Genomic DNA, 19,684 nt, shown 5'->3' on the forward strand with positions numbered 1-19,684 from the left:
GAGTTGATTTTTATGAGCGATGGTGTACTAGGTTTAATTGGTGTGGGTATTTCCTTATTTGGTACTATTGGTATAACAATATACAATCAATACAATACAAAAAAACAAAATGAAGAAAACGAAAAGACTCAACGTATGATCCGTGCAAGTCAAAGAGATTTTGAGGTTCAAATGTTAGCTAGAGAACAAGAGTTTCAAGAAAAAATAACACAAAAACAAATAGATGCAAATTTAAAAGCGAAAGCAAGAATAGAATGGATAAACGGAGTAAGACAAAAATCATCGGAGCTTATATCGCTTTTACTTTCTTTACAAAAAGATGAAGTAGTATTTCATGAACAATGGCTAAAAGTTGAAGAAGTATCTGAATTATTAAAATTATTCTTTAGCTCAATAAAGATAAAAGAACTTGAGACAGAAATTTATGTGGAAGAGGACAAAATCATAATTTCTGAGAGTGTTCAAATAATACTTTTTAATGAAAATAATAATGAAGAAAAAAACTCTTATATTAGGAGATATATAGAATGTTTAATCGAGTTATATAAAAATAATCAATATAAAAGTATGGTTAAAGCCAGAAAAGAAATATCTAGAGATTTAAGTAAAGAAATGCTAGATGAAATAGTATATTCATTCCAGGAATCTACTCAAGAAGGTGAAGAAACTATAAAACAAGGAATTAATGAAGAAAGGATTGGCAAAGATTATATAGAAGATGAGGAAAGATTTGAATATGAGCGTTTAAAAACTAGCATACCTTATCATCAAAAGAAACTAGATGAAGTTGATGGAAAGTTACAAAGATATCAGTATGTAATTAATGAGTTTTCTCAAATTGTTGCTTTATATTTAAAAATAGAATGGGATAAAGCTAAGGAAGGAGAATAGAAAACAAAACTCAACCTAATCAGAATGCGAGGTGGTGTGTATTGAATGGCAAGACAACGTGATCCAAGACGTGATGAAGCTTTCAAATTGTTTAAAAAGTCTAATGGAACAATAACTAACCGAGAAATTTCTGAAAAGTTATCTGTCCCGGAAAAAACTATTTCAGCATGGAAATCACGTGATAAATGGAATGAAGTACTACAAAAAGATGAATGTAGTACTTCAAATAATCATTGTAGTACTACAAATAAAGGTGGCGCACCTATCGGCAATCAGAATGCGGTAGGCAATAAAGGCAATAGCCGAGCATCGCCGCCAGTAGGGAACAAGAACGCTTTGAAAACAGGCGAGTATGAAACTATATTTTACGAAACATTAAGCGATAAAGAGAAGGACATCTATTCTAATTTGAATAATGATCCTTCTTTTGTTTTGTCTGAAGAAATACGGTTGTTGAAGATAAGACAGTTGCGAATGATGAAACGGATAAAAGAAGCCGAGTCAGGTTTAAACGATGAAGAGGTCGATCGCCTACAACAATTGAGAAAGATTAAAATGCCAATCGAAAAGGATGGTAAAAATCTAGAAATCAAGCGTGAGGTTATGCAAGATGTACAGGTATCAAGAAAGACTTATCGAAAAATAGATGACATTTTGTCTATTGAAGATGCACTTACTAGAATCAGCAACCAGTTAACGAAGGCAATTAAACAGCTTAATGCGTTAGCTACAGAGGAGTCAAGAAACAAAGTTTATAACAACCAAGCCAATAAACTTGAGGTTGAAATTGATATGCTGAAACTAAAAGCTGACTTGTTACGTAGTGATTCAGAAAAATCTACTGAAGAAAAACTTGATGAACTGTTAGAAAAGATTAGTGGTGAATTAGATGGCACTAGTTGATATATATAATCCGAAGCAGATAGACGTGTTAAACAAAACTATTAAGAATGATTGGTTCATCACGCTATTACATGGAGCAAAACGTTCTGGAAAAACAAAAATAAACAACGATTTGTTCTTGTTTGAATTACGACGTGTGCGAAAGATTGCAGATAAGGAAGGAATTAAGGAACCAATGTATATCCTGGCAGGAGTTTCTAGTGCAACGATCCAAAAGAACATCCTGCAGGAACTATACAACATGTACAGCATAGAACCTAAATTCGATAAACATGGAAACTTCAAGCTGTTTGGAGTTAAGGTAGTGCAAGCATATACAGGAAACATCGGCGGTGTCGGAGCAATTCGTGGTATGACAGCATATGGTGCTTATATCAATGAAGCATCACTTGCTCGGCAAGAGGTGTTTGCTGAAATTATCTCACGTTGCTCAGGAACAGGAGCGAGAATCCTAGCTGATACAAACCCTGACAACCCAGAACACTGGCTAAAAAAAGAGTATATCGACAATTCAAGCAAAAATATTCAATCGTTCCACTTTGAATTGGATGACAATACTTTTTTATCTGAACGCTATAGAAATAATATTAAAGAATCAACTCCAAGTGGGATGTTTTATGATCGTGACATCAAAGGACTATGGGTTTCAGCTGAAGGTGTCGTTTATCGTGATTTTGATGCCAGCAAGCACTATATTCAGTCAAAAGAATTGCCACCTTTGAGCAATTTTTATTGTGGTGTTGACTGGGGATACGAACACTGGGGATCAATCGTGGTTATAGGCGAAACAGATGATGGAACATCTTATTTAATTGAAGAACATGCTACTCAGTTTGAAGAGATTGATTATTGGGTAGATGTAGCAAAAGGCATTCAAGAGCGTTACGGCTTACGAGTGCCTTTTTATTGTGACTCTGCGAGACCGGAGCATGTGACTAGGTTTGTAAGAGAAAAGATTAATGCTAAAAATGCTCATAAAGCACGGTTATCTGGAATTGAGGAAGTCGCTAAGAGATTTAAACAAGATAAATTGTTTATCTGTCAAGATAGAGTTATGAAATTTCGGGATGAAATTTATCAATACATTTGGGACAAGAAAAAAGGGGAACCAATAAAAGAATATGATGATGTGCTAGACTCCGTTCGATATGCGATATATACTAATGAGCTTCTTAAGAAACCAAAAGTTAATGTCAATGAAAAGATTAAACGTGTTAAACGCATTTTTTAAGGAGAGTGAAAAATGGATAAAGTAAACGAGTTTGAATACGGAGCTGATATACATTATTCTAATGACGTAAACACAAATTATGTAAAGTTTAGCGTAGATTCCAATCTTCACTATAGGTTTAGGTCAGCAGAAGATTTACTTAACGATTTAGATACTTTAGCAGCAATGATAAAACATCACCATGAATATCAGGTAAAGCGACTTAGTGTATTAGATGATTATTACAAAGCTAGAAATACAAATATCATGGATAACCGTAGACGTAGAGAAAAGGAAAAAGCGGATCACCGATCAGCACATAACTTTGGAAAAGTTCTTTGTACTTTTGATGTTGGGTACAACACAGGCAATCCTATAAAAGTGCAAATCGAGGACACAAATCAACAAAAAGAAATCGAAGAGTTTAATATTAATAATGACATAGATGGATTAAATGCTGAACTCTGGCTTGATATGGATAAGTATGGGAGAGCCTATGAGATTATCTATCGAGATTCAGATGATACAGATTACGTTGATTTGGCTAATGTATTTGAAACGTTTGTTGTATATGATACTACAGTAAAACGAGAGCCTATTTTGGCTGTACGGTATCCAAAGACAAGATTCAGCAAGGATGGTGATAAACAGTACATTCAACCAATCGTATACACAAAAGAAAAAAGTATCACTTATGATGAGACGACACTAACAGCAATTGAGTTAAAGAATCCTCAAGACGAACCGCATGAATATAAAGAGGTACCTATTACAGAGTATTCTCCTAATCGTTTTCGAATGGGCTTGTATGAAGATGTACTATCTTTAATTGATCTATACGATGCAGGGCAGTCTGATACCGCCAACTATATGACTGATTTAAACGATGCTCTTCTAGTTATTAGTGGCGATATTGAAGCAGCAGGACTATCCCCAGAGGACGCCATCAAGCAGAAAGAAGCGAATATGCTTTTGCTTGAATCTGGAACTGATGTGAACGGTAATAAAACAAGTGTGACTGCAGGATATATTTATAAACAATATGATGTGAGTGGTGTAGAAGCTTACAAAGACAGAGTGCGCAAAGATATCCATGAAATCTCAATGGTTCCTGATCTTACTGATGACAATTTTTCCGGAGTGCAATCAGGAGAGGCAATGAAATATAAATTATTTGGATTTGAACAAATGACGGCAACAAAGCAAAGGCTATTCAAAAAAGGTCTTATGCGGCGTTATCGTCTTTTATTTAGCCTAAAATCAAGTATTTCTGAAATGGATAATTTTGATTTGAAAGGTTTACGTGTAATATTTACGCCTAATCTACCTAAAGCGATTCTGGAAGAGTTGAAATCTTTGGTTGATGCTGGAGCTGAACTCAGTCAAGAGACGATCTTAGGTCTCGCTTCTTTTGTTCCGGATGTACAGGCAGAGTTGAAACGGGTAAATAAAGAAACGCAAAAGCAGATTGGCATTTTTGATTCAGATGGTGAAGAAGTAATTAACAACAAAAAGGATGAAACAGGGGAGTGATTAAATGAACTCCAAAGAATATTGGATCAAACGGGAAAAAGAATGGCAAAAGCAACAAATTAAAGATGATAAAAAGCGCATGGCAGAAATTAAAAGTCGCATGCAATACGCACAAGATGCGATACAAAAAGAAATAGACGCACAGTGGGATAGTTTTTCAAATGGGCAGAAAATAACTCGTAGCGAAGCGATGAAGCGTGCTAGTGAAATGGATGTCAAAGCATTTGCTCGTAAGGCTAAAAAGTATGTTAAAGAGAAAGACTTCTCACCTATAGCAAACAAGGAATTGAAGTTATACAACCTTACAATGCGCGTAAACAGATTAGAGCTCTTAAAAGCAAATATAGGACTTGAGCTGATTTCACTGTTTAATGAATTGGATAAGTACTTTTCGAATGAATTAACAAAAGCTGGACTAGAAGAATCAAAACGTCAAGCAGGTATTTTGGAAATGACAATTCCATCAAATGGGTATGTAAAGCTTATAGAACAGATAATAAGAAGTTCGTTTTTAAGTGATGGTGTGACCTTTAGTGATCGCTTGTGGATGTATCAAACTGAATTGAAAGCTGAAGTAGATAGATTATTAATTAGAAGTATAACGATGGGCAAGAATCCAAAGCAACTTGCATCAGAACTATCAAAATACTTAACAGCTGAAGGTCGTGAAAATACAAAATTCAATACCCAGCGTTTGATAGTGACTGAAACGACCAGGGTACAGACAGGTATTCAAGAGCAAAGTTATCTGGATGCGGGTATTACTAAATATGTTTATATTGCCGAACCAACAGCTTGTAAGTCATGTCAGCCACTAAATAATCAGATTTTCGATGTTGCCGACATGCAACCAGGAAGTAATGCTCCTAATATGCACCCGTTCTGTAGGTGCAGTACAGCGCCAGTAATTTAGATTAGTTTTATAGATTAGACAAATATGTAAATAAAAAGGCAAGGAGTGCTATATTAATTATATGAAGAGAAATAATCTCTTTAATCATTAAAAGGAGCGTTCAAAATGAAAGAAAGCATACGAGAAATTTTAGAAGTGTTGGAAAAAGCAGGTTTTTTGCCAGAGGGAAGACAACCAATAGAAAACGTGATTTTTTTGAAGAATTCTAAAGATAATTGGGATTTTGTTATTGATCAAAAAACCACTCTCAAATTAGTTCATGACACACTGCAAGACAATGAAAAGCTCAAACGAATGAATGAAGATGCCCGTCGAATGAAGCTAAGAAAATAGTGCAACTAATTTGTATATAAAAAGCCTTTACAATTTTGTAAATGGCTTTTTATTTTGCCCTCTACTGCTCGGGGCATTAAATATTGAGCTGTTCCGGCTGACCGGCGTAACTGGTCAAATTTATCGGGTAGCGGCGTAACCGTGGAGGATTAATCATGAAAAAAAGTTTATTTATGCCAATGAACTTACAATTTTTTTCTGAACCAGGAGATGGTGGATCTGGTGATGAGGGACAACAAGGCAACCTACCAGCTGGCTTGCAAAAGACACCGCTCAAAGCAAAAGAAGAAAACAATGCTGGCAAAACATTTTCTCGTGATGAAGTAGCGAAAATGATTGCTGCTGAGACGAACAAAGCAAAAGCAGCGTGGGAAAAAGAACTAGAAGCAAAAAAAGAAGAAGCTAAAAAGCTGGCAAAAATGAATGCGGAAGAAAAACTACAGCATGAGTTGAAACAAAAAGAAGCTGAAATCGCTGAATTAAAGCGTGGGAAGGCATTATCTGAAATGACGAAAGAAGCTTCTAAAATGCTGACAGATGCAAATTTACCACACGATGATGATTTACTTGGGCTGATTGTTTCTGATGATGCAGATGCCACAAAACAAGCTATAGCAGTCATCACTAACTTTGCTTCTTTGATTAAGAAAGAAAACGCAAGACAAGCACCACCAAATGAAGGTGGACAATTTACAGCATCTAAAAATACTAAAGAAACCGTAGCTAAACTAGCTGCTAAAAATCGAATTATAAAATAGGAGGAAAACTTAATGAAAAAGAAACAACTTTTACCAATGAACTTGCAAATGTTTGCTCAAACATGGGATCCAGACAATGTCATGGTTTATGAAACAAAAGAAGGGAAAATTCCTGATAAATATAATACGCTCATTTTGAGTGAAATTATGGAAAACTCTAAGATCATGCAGTTAGCAAAATATGAAGAAATGACTGACAAAGAAAAGAAATTTGAATACTTTGCAGAAGGACCAGGCGCATACTGGGTGGGTGAAGGTGAAAAAATTAAAACATCTAAACCTAAATGGATGCAAGCTACGATGACTGCAAAAAAACTCGGTGTCATTCTTCCAGTTTCTCGTGAATGCTTAAACTATAAATTATCAGATTTCTTCGAGGAGATGCAACCGAAAATTGCTGAAGCTTTTTATAAAAAATTTGATGCAGCTGCCTTATTAAATAAAGAAAATCCATTTCCTCAGTCATTAGACGAATCAGTTATTAGTACGGGGAATGTGGTTGAAGGTGGATTGACTTATGATAATATCCTAGCCTTAGAAGACAAGTTAGCAGAAAATGAATTCGAACCTAATGCGTTTATTTCAAACCGAAAAAATCGTACAGAATTACGTTCTGCAGCTCAAACAGTCGGGTCAAATGTTGAGTTTATTTATGATCGCTCTGCTAATACAATTGACGGATTACCAGTAGTAGACCTTAAGTCTTTAGATAAAGGGACTCTTTACGCTGGAGACTTCAACTACATGTTTTATGGGATCCCATATAATATTTCATTTAAGATTTCTGAAGAAGCCCAATTGTCTACTTTAAATAATGAAGATGGAACCCCAGTTAACTTGTTTGAGCAAGAACTGATTGCTTTGCGTGCAACAATGGATGTTGGATTTATGATTGTAAAAGATGAAGCATTTGGGAAGATTTCCCCAAAAGCGTAACGCCTGCTACCGGTATTGTGCCAAATCAAAAGACATGGACCGGTAAAGTAGGCGATACTAAAACATTTACTATTTCAGCTGTGCCTGCAGATGCTAGCGAAGCAGCTACTGTTGTTGCAGCTACTACAGCAACTTCAAGTGATGGAGCTATCGCAACAGTGACCAAAAATGAAAATGGTGGTTTTGATGGAACGATTGCAGCAGAAGGATCAGCAACATTCACATTTACTTCTGGAGAATTCACTACTTCAATCAATGTGACAGGTCAACCTGCTAGTTAGGAAGTAAAAATATGACGATTGCAGAGGATATTAAAAAACTTCTTAAAGGAACACTAGATGAAAAGCTTGAAGTTATTGAGCGAAGAACGAATGAGCGTATGAAAACCTTGTTAAATACGCAAGAAGTTCCTAAAGAATTTGAAACAGTTGTATATGAAGTATCGTTGAAAAGATTCAATAGAATTGGTCAAGAAGGTATGCAGTCATATTCTCAAGAAGGTTTATCTATGGCTTTTCCTGATTCGGATTTTTCAGAGTATCAAAATGAGATTGACGAATTTAAGCGTAAAGATCAGGAAGAGTTGTACAAGCCAAAGCGAGGGAGGTTTAATTTTATATGAGATTTACAGATGAAATTATATTTGTTAAACATTCATCTGACTCTAAATATGATCCAGATCTCGGTGAGTGGGTTGAAGGCAAACCAGAAAGAACAAGAACAGAGGCAAACGTGACAGATATTGGCACTGATAGAAGTGTGACTATTTTTGGTAGTGTGGAAGAAGGGGCGAAGGTCATTAGGACGCAACCTCTTTTTTCTATCCCTGCATTTGACTATATCGAGATTGAAGGAAAGACTTGGCAACAAACAACAGCTAGAAATCCAGCATATAGAAATAGTTTAATTGTGCAAGAGGTGGTTCTTGATGAAGGCACAACTTGAATATAAAGGAATCGATCAGCTGATGCGACACCTGAAAAAAGTAGCAACGCTTAATGACGTTCAAAAAGTCGTGAAAAGCAATACTGCTGAAATGACTGAACGAATGCAAAAAGGTGCGCCAGTGGATACAGGTTATTTACGAAGATCAATCAACATGACCTTGTCAGAAGCTGGCTTAACTGGGATTGCAGGACCGACAGCAGATTATGCACCTTATGTAGAATATGGCACTCGATTTATGTCGGCACAGCCTTATGTTAGACCAGCGTTTAATTACCAAAAAGTCAAATTTATGGCTGAAATGAAAGCCTTGGTGAAATGATGATTAAGACAAGAGATCAATCAATTTTTGATGAACTTTTTAAAATATCTCAAGAAAAACTAGGATACAAAACATATGATTACAAGCCTTTAGATAATGTTGGTTATCCTTTTGTGGAATTTGAGAACACTCAAACGATTCACGAAGCGAATAAAACTGATATTAAAGGTACTGTGATTGTAGTTTTATCCGTCTGGGGATTACAGAAGAAACGAAAGCAGGTGTCAGATATGGCATCTGCTCTTTTTAATGAAGCTAGATTGATAGAAGCCACAGAAGGCTATTATTGGGCTTTAAATTATCAAGCAAGTGGAATTCAAGTGATGGACGACACAACAACCAATACGCCCCTAAAACGAGCGGTTGTCACACTTGAATTTAGAATTAGATAGGAGGAAGAACATGGAAGCATTAAAAGGTATTGATGTCATTTTGCTTTATCGCTTATTGAAAAAAGAAACTCAGGAAGCTGCTTGGAAAATGGCATTTCAAACAGAACACGAAAATGGTTTATCGAGAGATTCAGACTCTACAGTGACAAAAGACGGAAACGTTCAAAGTTTAAGCCCAGTTGAATATGATTTTTCGGCTACTTCAATAGTTGCTAAAGGAGATTCTCATGTAGATGAAATGAAACAAGCCTTATTAAACGGCGATATCATTGAAATTTGGGAAATCAACAAAGCAGAACAGGGAACAGATGATAATGCAAATAAGTACAAAGCTACTTATTACCAAGCATATGTGTCTGAATTTACTCCATCGGCTGCTGCAGAGGATAACGTTGAATTAAGTTTATCATTTGCAGTAAATGGTGTTGGTCAAGATGGTTATGCAACCTTGACAGAAGATCAAGCTGCTGTCGTTCAATATACATTCAAAGATACCGTGAAAGCAACTTCGACAGGAGCATAAGAGGGCTTAGATGCTCTCTTTTTTATTTTAGGAGGATGAAAAACATTGAAATTAAAAATTAAAGGTAAAGAATATTCGTTTAAATTTGGCACTAAATTTGTACGTGAATTAGACAAAGTGATGCCTTTCATCGATGGAAATATGGAATTCGGAATGGGGCTATCAGCAAAAGTCTTACCGGAATTACGTTCTTATAATGTCAACACGTTGTCACGAGTTTTAGAAATAGCAAATAGAACAGAAAATCAAACCATCACGTTGGATGAAATGGATGATTACATCGATGAAGTTAAAGACATCGAAAAATTGTTTGATGAAGTCCTAAAAGAATTGGCGGAGTCGAATGCGGGAAAGTTAGCGGTCCAAAACCTGAATCAGAAATTGAAAGAAGCGGAAAAACAACAAGCGGAATAGATTCTGCACTTGCATACGAACAAATTCTTATCAATTCTTTTCGATATTTGGGAATGACCAATATCTCAGATATTGAAAGAATGACTTTATATGAATACAACATTCGTATGACTGCAGCCCAGTTATCTTGGCTTGACAAAGAAAAGTTGATTCACGAATTAGCGTGGGCAAATCAGCAAGTCCAAGCGGAGAAAAAAGTAGGCAAAAAGACAGTTCCTGTATATCGATCCTTTGAAGAATTCTTCAATTATCAAAAAATCGAAGATTCAATCATGGGAGTTTCCGAACTTTCAAAACAAGATAAAAAATTCCAAAGCTTACTAACTAAAGCTAACTCTTGAGGAAAGGAGGAAAATCATGGAACAATTTTCTGTTGAAGCTTTATTAAAAGCCACAGATAGTGGATTTGTAAAGACTTTTAAAGATGCACAAGATGCTGTTAAAACTTTTGAAAAGAATTCAAATAGTATGACAACCGCTGTTGGTAAAGTGATGCGAGGTACTGGTGCTGCAATGACAAAGTATATTACCACACCTCTTATAGGAGTAGGCGTAGCAGCTGCTAAAGTTGGTGGTGACTTTGAAGCACAAATGAGTCGTGTAAAAGCTATATCAGGAGCAACTGGCGACACATTCGAACAGATGAAACAGCAAGCGATTGATCTAGGAGCAAAAACTGCTTTTAGCGCAAAAGAATCGGCTGCCGGCATGGAGAATCTTGCTTCAGCTGGATTTAACGCACAAGAAATCATGCAAGCCATGCCAGGTCTGTTGGATTTAGCTGCCGTATCTGGCGGCGATGTCTCTATGGCTTCAGAGAATGCCGCTAGTGCACTAAGACAATTCGGAATAGACGCTAGTGATGCAGGACATGTGGCAGATGTATTTGCAAGAGCGGCTGCAGATACAAACGCTGAATGTAATGATATGGGTTATGCCTTGAAATATGCAGGTACAGCAGCACACACGGCCGGTTGGAGCTTTGAATCAACAGCAGCAGCTATTGGTATTATGTCAAATGCAGGTATCAAAGGTGAACAGGCCGGAACTACTTTGCGTGGTGCGTTAACTCGTTTAATGAATCCAACAGAAGCAATGTACAACAAGTTCCAAGAATTGGGCATTGCTATTAATAATCATGATGGATCAATGAAGAGTTTGAGTGAAATTATTACAGAGTTACGTGAGAAAACAAAAGGTCTGGGAGATGATCAGCGGAACTCTGCACTGGCAACTATTTTTGGCACGAACGCCTTAAGTGGAATGTTAGCTTTAATTGATGCTGGTCCAGAAAAACTTGATTCGTTAACCAAGAGTCTCCAAAACTCAGATGGTGCAGCTGACGAAATGGCAAGAACGATGCAGGATAATGCTAATTCATCTATTGAACAAATGATGGGAGCATTGGAATCTGCTGCAATAGTAATTCAAAAGATTTTAGCCCCATCCATCAGAAAAGTAGCAGATGCTATTTCTGGATTAGTAGAGAAATTTGTGAGTGCTCCAGAATCCACTCAAAAATTAGTGGTTGCCATAGGAGCAATCGCTATTGCAATTGGTCCAGTATTGTATGCATTAGGAATGCTGGTTAAAGCGTTCCAAACCATGAAAGTGGGGTTAGGTGTATTAGGTGACGGTATCTCTCTGTTTAAGAAATTAGGTTCCGCCATAGGTTTTCTTACCAGTCCAGTCGGATTGGTTATAGCTGCGGTAGCACTACTTGTTGCAGGTTTTATCTATCTTTGGAATACGAGTGAAGATTTTAGAAACTTTTGGATTGGTTTATGGGAGGGAATCAAGTCTGCTGTAAGCTCGGCAGTAGCATGGATTCAGAACAAATGGAAATCTACAGGAGAATGGTTTAACAATTTATGGAAATCCATTAAAGAAGGCGCAGACAATGTTTGGACTACAATTCAAGAAGCTCCTGGAAAAGCGGCAGATTGGATCAAGAATAAATGGACTGAAACAAAAGAGTTCTTTTCAAATTTATGGTCAAATATTGCAAACTCTGCTTCAGAGATGTGGAATAGTTTAAAAGAAGGTGTTATCTCAGTTATTGATGATTTAGTTTCAAGTGCTGGTGAAAAATGGGAAGGGTTAAAAAATACTATATCTACTGCATGGAAAACAATTACAAGTAAAATCAAATCTGGCTTTGATTTTATACTAAAATATATTAGTCCATTTGTAAGTAGTTTTTCAGATGTGTTCTCTAATATAGTGAAAGCAATAACAAGTATATTTGCTGAGGTTAAAAACATAATAGTAAATGCTTGGGAAATCATTAAGTCTTTAATAGCTGCGCCTCTACTGTTTATTATAGATTTAATTACTGGTGACTTCGAACAAATGAAAGAGGATTTAGATCTAATCTGGAACACGCTTGTCCAATCAGTGGTAAATATTTGGACATCTGTAAAAAATATATTTACGGAATATATCGGTGCAATAGTAAACAGTGCCGTTAGTTTATGGACTGGATTCATACAAAGTATTTCTAATATTTGGAATGAAGTAGTTTACCAAGCGACTATGATTTGGATTGATTTGAAACTATTTTTTACTAATTTATGGATTGATATTAAATACAGTGCAATTCAAATGTGGATAAATCTAAAATTTTCCATAATTCAAACTTGGATTGATACAAAATATGGTGCAATTGAACTTTGGAATAATCTAAAACAATGGTTTTTCCAAACGGTTAATAATATCGTGCAAACTCTTATAAAAAGTTGGAACAGCTTAAAGCAAGGAACGATAGATTTATTTAACAATACAGTTCAAGGTGCTAAAGACATTTGGACTTCATTCAAATCTTGGATTGGTGATTTAATTACTGGAACCAAAGATAACGTTATTCAAGGTTGGAAAAACCTAAAACAAGGCACTATAGATACTTTCAACAATTTAGTAAATGGCGCTCAAGAAGCGTGGGATAATTTAGTAAATGCTGTTAGTGATACGGTTGATAGAGTAACTGGCTGGTTTGATAACTTGAAAAATATCGATTTACTAGCAGCCGGAAAAGCCATCATGAATAGTTTTCTAGAAGGGTTACAAAATGCATGGAAATCTGTGCAAGATTTTGTTGGAGGTATTGGTGATTGGATTCGTGAACATAAAGGACCTATCCAATATGATAGAAAGCTATTGATTCCAGCTGGTCAGGCTATTATGAACGGTCTGAATAAAGGACTGACAGTAGGATTCAATGATGTACAGAATACTGTTGGAAGTATGGCAGAATTTATCGCGGAACTTTTCAATACAAATTCTGATGTAGATATAGCTGCAAATCTGAAAAATGCAAATAAAAACATTGGTGCACAAGTTGAACATAAAGTAAATATGGGCGGCTCTACTAAACCAGCTGTATTTAAATTCATTCTTGGAAGACAATCATTTAGATTGTTTGTAGACGATATTTCACAAGCTATGGGCGAAGGTGCAGATATTAATCTGGAATTTTAGGAGGGAATATTTTGGATCAACGAGAAAATAAAATGTACTCATTCAAAGATACAACCATTAATCTCAATAGTTCTAAACGATTCCTTCCGACGTCTGCCATGATGTACGATGGAATGTATTTAGAAGATTTGATTGAGGGGTATCAAACACTTACGGTGGAAGGTAGAGAAATGCTTTCTGTAGAAGTTGAACAGCAAGAGATACAAATTGGTTCAATCATTACAAATCAGAAAATACCTTCAAGAACACTAAAAATAACATACAAGTTGGAAGACAGAGATCCAGAAAAACTACAGTTTAAATTCAAAGAGCTGTTGAATTATTTATACCGGAATGAAGACGTGGAAATTAGGTTTCATGATGAATTAGATTTTTATTACTACGGTCGCTATACATCCACTGATACTGTTCCAGGAGACTCCAACTCTATTATTTCAAGTTTTAATGTATTCTGTGCGGACCCACTAAAGTATACGAAAGAATGTGTTAGTGATGGTTATATTGGAAATCCGATACAGTTTCCTATAACACCAAGAAAAATTGAAGTTACTTTATCTATGAATAATTCAATCAAAATTACAAACGGAGAACAAAATATCACGATTACTGATGCAGCAATAAAAACAGGAGACGTGTTGGTTTTTGATTTCTCCGATGAGCAACTAACTGTAAACGGAGAAGATTGTACTTCTATTATTGATTTAGAAAGTGATTTTGAGAACTTTTATCTCAAACAAGGTCAGAAGATAACTAGCAATAATGGAAACCTTACAATATTCTATAGGGGGGCGACAATTTGAGTGAGACAGTTTATTTCTTTGATCACTTGCAAAAACTTATTAAAAGGAAAAATACAAGAAGTTTGATTGAAGTCTCCCAAGAAAAAGAAATTAGTTCTGATAAGAGCGATCTAATGAAAGATACTCTTTACGTTACGACAAAATATGATAAAGAAATAGAGGATGCAAGATATATGGCGATTCGTGAAAACGAGTCGTCTTTTTCATTATATCGAATTACTAAAGTTAGCGACCCATCTGAAACATTAGAGTTTACAGGGTTAGGATTTGCGACAAATGAATTAGATGCTTACATCATCAAAGATATTAGGCCGAGTGGGCAGCCCTTAAAAAATGTTCTTGATCGATTGATTGAATTTACTGAAGGAAATTGACGCGTTGGTCACGTAGAAGCAATGTTACCAACAGTAACTGCAACTTTTTACTATGTCTCTGTAAAAGAAGCGTTGAAAGAATTGCAAATCTTAGGTATGGAATTTGTCTTTAGGTGTTCTTTGAACTCTGATGGAATAAAGGATAAATGGATCGAAGTATATGAACAAATTGGTGAAGAATCAAATACACGTTTTGTATATGGTAGCAAAGCATTAACAGTTGTAAGAGAGATAGATCGAAGCTCAATCTCAACTTCAATGATAGGTCGTGGGCGAGGTGAAGAGGTCGGTGACGGATACGGTAGAAGAATTGAATTCACTGATGTTGAATGGAAAAAGTCGAATGGGGATCCTTTAGATAAGCCTAAAGGCCAAAATTGGCTTGAAGATCCGGAAGCTACTCAAAAGTATGGAATACCACAAAAAGATGGCTCAATGAGAAAACGAGAAACCGTAGTAGTGTTTGATGATATAGATGATCCAACAGAATTACTTAGAAATACTTATTCAACCTTAATCGATTCTGCCAGACCGTTAGTACAATTCAAAGCTGAAGTCACTGGAGGAGATGTGATAGGAAATACAGTGACTATTCACAGATACGATAAAGGTTATCACTATAAAACTCGTATTTATAAAACTACATTCAATCGGCTTACCGGTCAAACGAATATCGAACTAGGGGATAATTTAACACAAGACGTTAGAAAACAAACGGCTTCTATTGTCAATAATATTAATAGTTTAGAATCTAGCAAAATGACATTTTACGAATCGACAGAGATTGGAAAATATCAAGATGACATTATGCGAGGAGCAGGAGATAATGGCGGTTCTATTTATTGGGTAAATGGAATTGAAGCTGGTGTTAGTGATAGTAGAGAAATCTATGAAACTGTTTATATGGATGGACCTAATATTCCTGAGTCGCGTTTCTTTATGGTTCAAAATAACTCAGGAATATCTTTCAAACAATGTAAAAAAGGTGAATGGAAAACAATTCAAGATGTTCATAATGGCGATAGTACGACAGCATGGACGTTGGATGGAACCTTCAATGCTAATTTTATTCAAGCAGGAATTCTTTCGGGTATTCTCGTACAAGGGGTAACTTTAAAGACATTGGATGATAAAGATTTCCAATTAGTGGCAGAAGGAGGAGAACTTTCCTTTGAAAAAAAAGTCAACTCTACTGGCTTAGATGATGTACATGGAGAACGCCTAGGTTCAATTGTATCTACTTATGGTTCTAAAGGGATTAACGGCTTTGCTGTATGGAAGGAACCAAACTATATTTTTTCCATTAATGCTGGGAACGGTGGAGATTTAGGGAATCCCGTTTTTCAAATTCCTGCAGATGTTACTGCTGATAAACGCAAATATAATTTTTACGGTGATGGTAAATTTTCAAAAGGAAATATAACCGTGGATGGTCGGCTAGATGTCAAGGAGCTTTATGTAAATGGTGTGAAAATTGATACTAACGGTGGTGGAAACAGTGGCGGAGGAAACGACAATGGTTGGAATGGACAATATCCACCAGAAGTAACTACTGATCGGGATAAACGATATTGGCAGATTTGGGCAATGGCAATAGGTGCTGGCTTTACTAAACAAGCTGCTGCAGCCTTACTTGGAAATGCACAAGGAGAATCAGATGCTAATCCAACCGCCGATGAGGGCAATGGCGCACCAGGGTTCGGTTATGGTGTATGGCAATGGACCGATTCTTCTGGCGCAACTAGCGGACGTGTTTACATGATCAATTTAATGACAAAGGCTGGCATCAGTGATGATCCAGACACGATCGCGGCGCAGTTTAAATTGTTGATGTGGCATGCGCCAAATGGTCAATGGATTGCAACTAGCGTTTATCCTTATACATGGACACAATTCATGAATCTGACCGATATCAACACAGCAGCACAAGCATTCGTGGCTAACTTTGAACGTCCACGTGATCCACATCCAGAACGGACGACATGGGCACAAGAATGGTATGACAAATTTAAAGATTTGGAAATTCCTGCATCAAAAGGATATATAAAACCAATTGCAGATCCAATCACAGTGACGAGCGAATTTGGCTGGCGCACTTCTCCAATCACAGGAGCACAAGAGTTTCATAACGGTATTGACCTTGTAAATGGAAACCCTAATACACCTATATTTGCTTCAGCAGATGGTGAAGTGATCGTTGCAGGGGATGCAAACTATTATGACTGGTATGGAAACTGGACAGTGATCAAACACGCTGATGGAATGTATACAGGCTATGCTCATCAAAGCCGTGTGGATGTCTCAAAAGGTCAAAAAGTAACTGCTGGTCAGCAAATTGGACTGATGGGGACAACGGGGCCATCAACTGGAGAACATCTTCATTTCCAATTTATGGATGAATTTTATCCATCTTCTTCTGGCCATTTCCATAATGCAAGAGACTATATCAATTTCTAAAGGAGGAATAGTCGTGGTAGAAACGCAGCATAAACTAGTCCTATCCACCACAGAACCAAATAACGGAATAAATTTGGTTCGGATTCGGCAAGGGGATGTTTTAACTCAAAAGCTCGTTGTTGAAGTAGTAGAACATGGAAAACTAAAAACATTCGATGGCTTAGTGCCATTTTTTATTAACACAACAAAATTTGGTGAAAACCAACCTGTGGAACAAAAAGTACAAGAATATAGTCCATCACAAGCAAGGCTTGTCTATACGTTAAGTGAGCCTGACTGGCAATGGGGTGGTGAAAACACTGCACATTTCAGTTTCCGCTCACTTAACGGTGATGGTACTTGGAGTGAACAATTTAGCACGCAGGATTTTACTTATCGGGTTATTTCTGGACTATCTAGAAGTCAGTTACGGGATTCTGGCTACGTGTGGACTTTTGAGGACTTGCTAAGAAAATTCAAAGATTACATGAATCAGGGAAAAAGTGACTGGGAGCAGTGGTTAGAAGATAATCGTGAATTACTGGAAAACATAGATCCTGGTGGTACGATCATTAATATTCTGAATGAAGCGAAAGGAAATTATGAGAGTTTAGCTGATCGCTTAGATGACATTCAAAATAAAAAACTTTCTGTGTCTAGTACTGTGCGACAGATTACAGACGGTGGATATTCTGTTCCGTCTAATTTTGATGAAGTTATTGCCAACATTGATCATCAGTTATTTAACGTTGCGTTCATCACAGATACTCACGTCGATGGGATGGGGAAAGACAGTGCTTTTACAACAGGAGATAGTTCGACGAATCCTAGGCGTTGGAGTACTTTAGCAAAATTTAAAGAAATGGCCAAACACTGTGATGTGACTGTTTACGGTGGAGATAACTGTGATTGTAATAGTGGGCGTACAGGAGAGTTCAAGATTGGTGTTCGTGACTTTGGGCGAACACATTCAATGGCCATACAAAAACGTTTCGCAAATTTTGCTAGTGTATGGAAAAAAGATGTCATCGTTTGTCGTGGAAATCATGATACTGGAAAAATTCCTTATGCTTGGATAGGGCATACACCAGAAACTTGTTTAAATAGTGCGGATATGCACCATTTATATAATGGCACATTCGGGGGTCGTTTATTCCCAGATAAAGGAATTGCAATCTATCGCATTGATACAGATGATTATAGTGATGCACTTGATAGCAACGGTCAGTATAAAGAATTCAGTGGCCATACAAAAGATGGGGAAATAGGGAAAATCGGAGCAGAACAATTGAAAGACTTCGGTACTTTCCTCACGAACTTAGATCGTAGCTATCATGTTTTATTAGTAGGTCATATTCCATTAGATGATTCCGCAACAGGTGTATGGAATACTGTAGCATTACGGACACTTATTGATGGGTTTAAACAAGGTGTATCAGTAACCATTGATTATGATTCGCTAACTGGAGAACCATCGGAATCCGTTACAGGAAGTGAAGTATTTGATTTTGGCTCAAAAGGACCAGGTGTCATTATTGCCTACATCTGTGGGCATGAACATTGGGAAACGATGAAAAATTTCGGTACTTTGAAAATGATAGTTGGAACTTGTGCATTTACTAAAGATACTAGTGTTGACTTTGAAGCTTTTTATCAATTGTCAATTGATAAGACAGCAAGAAGATTGATAGTGAACGGCGTGGGGCGAGCGACAAAACGATCATTTTCGTATTGAAGGAGTGATGGATAATGTTTGAAAATATGACGAGAGATCAAGCAATTGATTATATGTTGGATCAGTTTGCTATTCATTGTGATGGCAACGACCAGCAAGCGCATGCGATTGCTACCGAGAGAAATGCAGGTTTTGCTTCACCTGAGACTGTAGCACAAGCAACCGGCCATTTAATTAAGGATAATTACTTAAGTGAGAAGTATAGTTTCTGGAATATTCCATTCGGTCATTACGCTACTGTGTGGGCATGGGCTGACGAAATGGGAACGCCCGATCCAATGGTCCCTGGACAAATTATCCAACTGCATGTATTCGGGGAACACTCTCAACGTAAGACTTATGTGATGATTGATGTATCAAACGGAAGCATTTTCTATATCAATTCAAGCAAAGAAGGTGGCGAAGGTGGCTACAATTCAAGAAATTGGAAACGAATTGAACAAGTAACAAAATTATGGAAAGCTGGCGAATCAGATTGTGCTGTAGGACAAAATATGAATTTAACAGCTAGTACACGTCGTTTTGGTCGTTTGCGATTTCATATCAAGGGATTAGGTACACAGTTTACGTTTGAAACACCAGCAGTAGATAACCCAGTTATTATGTTCACAGGCATAGGTTCATCCGAAAAAAGTATTTGGCATGTTCGAATAGAACTTACTAATTATCGTGACAACGTGGTATTACGTTTTAATAAATGTCGATTGGCCACTACTCATGGAAATGGAACTATAGATTTTACAGATGACACAGGTTTTACGATTGCAGGTATCGAAGGGATTTATTAAT

Annotated in this window: 20 protein-coding genes and 1 pseudogene; all 21 read left to right on the forward strand. The window is 36.7% G+C overall.

Annotated elements, in window-relative coordinates:
• Positions 1–12: 12 nt before the first annotated feature.
• The 21 genes and pseudogenes from AB3I42_RS01755 (at position 13) to AB3I42_RS01855 (ending at position 19,683) form a co-directional block, all read left to right on the forward strand.
• The gene (locus AB3I42_RS01755; protein WP_368022212.1) at positions 13–891 is read left to right on the forward strand and encodes a hypothetical protein; all 879 of its coding nucleotides are present in this window, start codon (positions 13–15) and stop codon (positions 889–891) included.
• A gap of 45 nt (positions 892–936) precedes the next feature.
• Entirely contained in the window at positions 937–1,794 is an 858-nt protein-coding gene (gene terS / locus AB3I42_RS01760; RefSeq protein ID WP_368022213.1) for a phage terminase small subunit, read from the forward strand.
• Positions 1,781–3,025: a PBSX family phage terminase large subunit gene (locus AB3I42_RS01765; protein WP_368022214.1), complete on the forward strand. Its 1,245-nt coding sequence runs from the start codon at positions 1,781–1,783 to the stop codon at positions 3,023–3,025. Before terS ends, AB3I42_RS01765 begins: the two co-directional genes overlap by 14 nt.
• A 12-nt stretch (positions 3,026–3,037) precedes the next feature.
• A complete protein-coding gene (locus AB3I42_RS01770) occupies positions 3,038–4,537 on the forward strand; it encodes a phage portal protein (RefSeq protein WP_368022215.1) in 1,500 nt (499 codons plus the stop codon).
• Positions 4,538–4,541: 4 nt separating this feature from the next.
• Positions 4,542–5,450 carry a minor capsid protein gene (locus tag AB3I42_RS01775; RefSeq protein ID WP_368022216.1) on the forward strand — a complete coding sequence of 303 codons (909 nt, stop codon included), beginning with the start codon at positions 4,542–4,544 and terminating at the stop codon, positions 5,448–5,450.
• Positions 5,451–5,555: 105 nt separating this feature from the next.
• Positions 5,556–5,783 (forward strand): hypothetical protein, encoded by a 228-nt coding sequence (locus AB3I42_RS01780; RefSeq protein ID WP_368022217.1) that lies wholly within the window; start codon positions 5,556–5,558, stop codon positions 5,781–5,783.
• A gap of 155 nt (positions 5,784–5,938) precedes the next feature.
• Positions 5,939–6,541 (forward strand): DUF4355 domain-containing protein, encoded by a 603-nt coding sequence (locus tag AB3I42_RS01785; protein WP_368022218.1) that lies wholly within the window; start codon positions 5,939–5,941, stop codon positions 6,539–6,541.
• Positions 6,542–6,553: 12 nt separating this feature from the next.
• Complete coding sequence (locus AB3I42_RS01790) at positions 6,554–7,477, forward strand: phage major capsid protein (RefSeq protein WP_368022219.1); 924 nt, start codon at positions 6,554–6,556, stop codon at positions 7,475–7,477.
• 17 nt (positions 7,478–7,494) lie between these two features.
• Complete coding sequence (locus tag AB3I42_RS01795; RefSeq protein WP_368022220.1) at positions 7,495–7,758, forward strand: hypothetical protein; 264 nt, start codon at positions 7,495–7,497, stop codon at positions 7,756–7,758.
• A gap of 11 nt (positions 7,759–7,769) precedes the next feature.
• Positions 7,770–8,099 (forward strand): phage head-tail connector protein, encoded by a 330-nt coding sequence (locus AB3I42_RS01800; protein ID WP_368022221.1) that lies wholly within the window; start codon positions 7,770–7,772, stop codon positions 8,097–8,099.
• Positions 8,096–8,422: a hypothetical protein gene (locus tag AB3I42_RS01805; protein WP_148411710.1), complete on the forward strand. Its 327-nt coding sequence runs from the start codon at positions 8,096–8,098 to the stop codon at positions 8,420–8,422. Before AB3I42_RS01800 ends, AB3I42_RS01805 begins: the two co-directional genes overlap by 4 nt.
• Positions 8,406–8,744: an HK97-gp10 family putative phage morphogenesis protein gene (locus AB3I42_RS01810; RefSeq protein ID WP_202765453.1), complete on the forward strand. Its 339-nt coding sequence runs from the start codon at positions 8,406–8,408 to the stop codon at positions 8,742–8,744. The genes AB3I42_RS01805 and AB3I42_RS01810 overlap by 17 nt, the downstream gene beginning before the upstream one ends.
• The gene (locus AB3I42_RS01815) at positions 8,744–9,136 is read left to right on the forward strand and encodes a hypothetical protein (protein WP_002293016.1); all 393 of its coding nucleotides are present in this window, start codon (positions 8,744–8,746) and stop codon (positions 9,134–9,136) included. Before AB3I42_RS01810 ends, AB3I42_RS01815 begins: the two co-directional genes overlap by 1 nt.
• A 10-nt stretch (positions 9,137–9,146) precedes the next feature.
• The gene (locus AB3I42_RS01820) at positions 9,147–9,659 is read left to right on the forward strand and encodes a phage major tail protein, TP901-1 family (protein WP_002293017.1); all 513 of its coding nucleotides are present in this window, start codon (positions 9,147–9,149) and stop codon (positions 9,657–9,659) included.
• Positions 9,660–9,704: 45 nt separating this feature from the next.
• Positions 9,705–10,073, forward strand: coding sequence for a tail assembly chaperone (locus AB3I42_RS01825; RefSeq protein WP_368022222.1), 369 nt, complete (start codon positions 9,705–9,707; stop codon positions 10,071–10,073).
• A 53-nt stretch (positions 10,074–10,126) separates the two neighbouring features.
• Positions 10,127–10,414: a hypothetical protein gene (locus tag AB3I42_RS01830; protein ID WP_002318903.1), complete on the forward strand. Its 288-nt coding sequence runs from the start codon at positions 10,127–10,129 to the stop codon at positions 10,412–10,414.
• Between the two features lie 16 nt (positions 10,415–10,430).
• Positions 10,431–13,550 carry a phage tail tape measure protein gene (locus AB3I42_RS01835; RefSeq protein WP_368022223.1) on the forward strand — a complete coding sequence of 1,040 codons (3,120 nt, stop codon included), beginning with the start codon at positions 10,431–10,433 and terminating at the stop codon, positions 13,548–13,550.
• An 11-nt stretch (positions 13,551–13,561) separates the two neighbouring features.
• Complete coding sequence (locus AB3I42_RS01840) at positions 13,562–14,350, forward strand: distal tail protein Dit (RefSeq protein WP_286335836.1); 789 nt, start codon at positions 13,562–13,564, stop codon at positions 14,348–14,350.
• Positions 14,347–17,181, forward strand: a pseudogene (locus AB3I42_RS01845) (phage tail spike protein). Before AB3I42_RS01840 ends, AB3I42_RS01845 begins: the two are co-directional and overlap by 4 nt.
• Positions 17,156–18,895, forward strand: a complete 1,740-nt coding sequence (locus AB3I42_RS01850) for a BppU family phage baseplate upper protein (protein ID WP_368022224.1) — start codon at positions 17,156–17,158, stop codon at positions 18,893–18,895. Before AB3I42_RS01845 ends, AB3I42_RS01850 begins: the two are co-directional and overlap by 26 nt.
• 14 nt (positions 18,896–18,909) lie before the next feature.
• Positions 18,910–19,683, forward strand: coding sequence for a hypothetical protein (locus AB3I42_RS01855; RefSeq protein ID WP_368022225.1), 774 nt, complete (start codon positions 18,910–18,912; stop codon positions 19,681–19,683).
• Position 19,684: the final 1 nt, after the last annotated feature.

The sequence above is a fragment of the Enterococcus sp. C53 genome (genome assembly GCF_040887425.1).
Lineage (GTDB): Bacteria > Bacillota > Bacilli > Lactobacillales > Enterococcaceae > Enterococcus_B > Enterococcus_B hirae.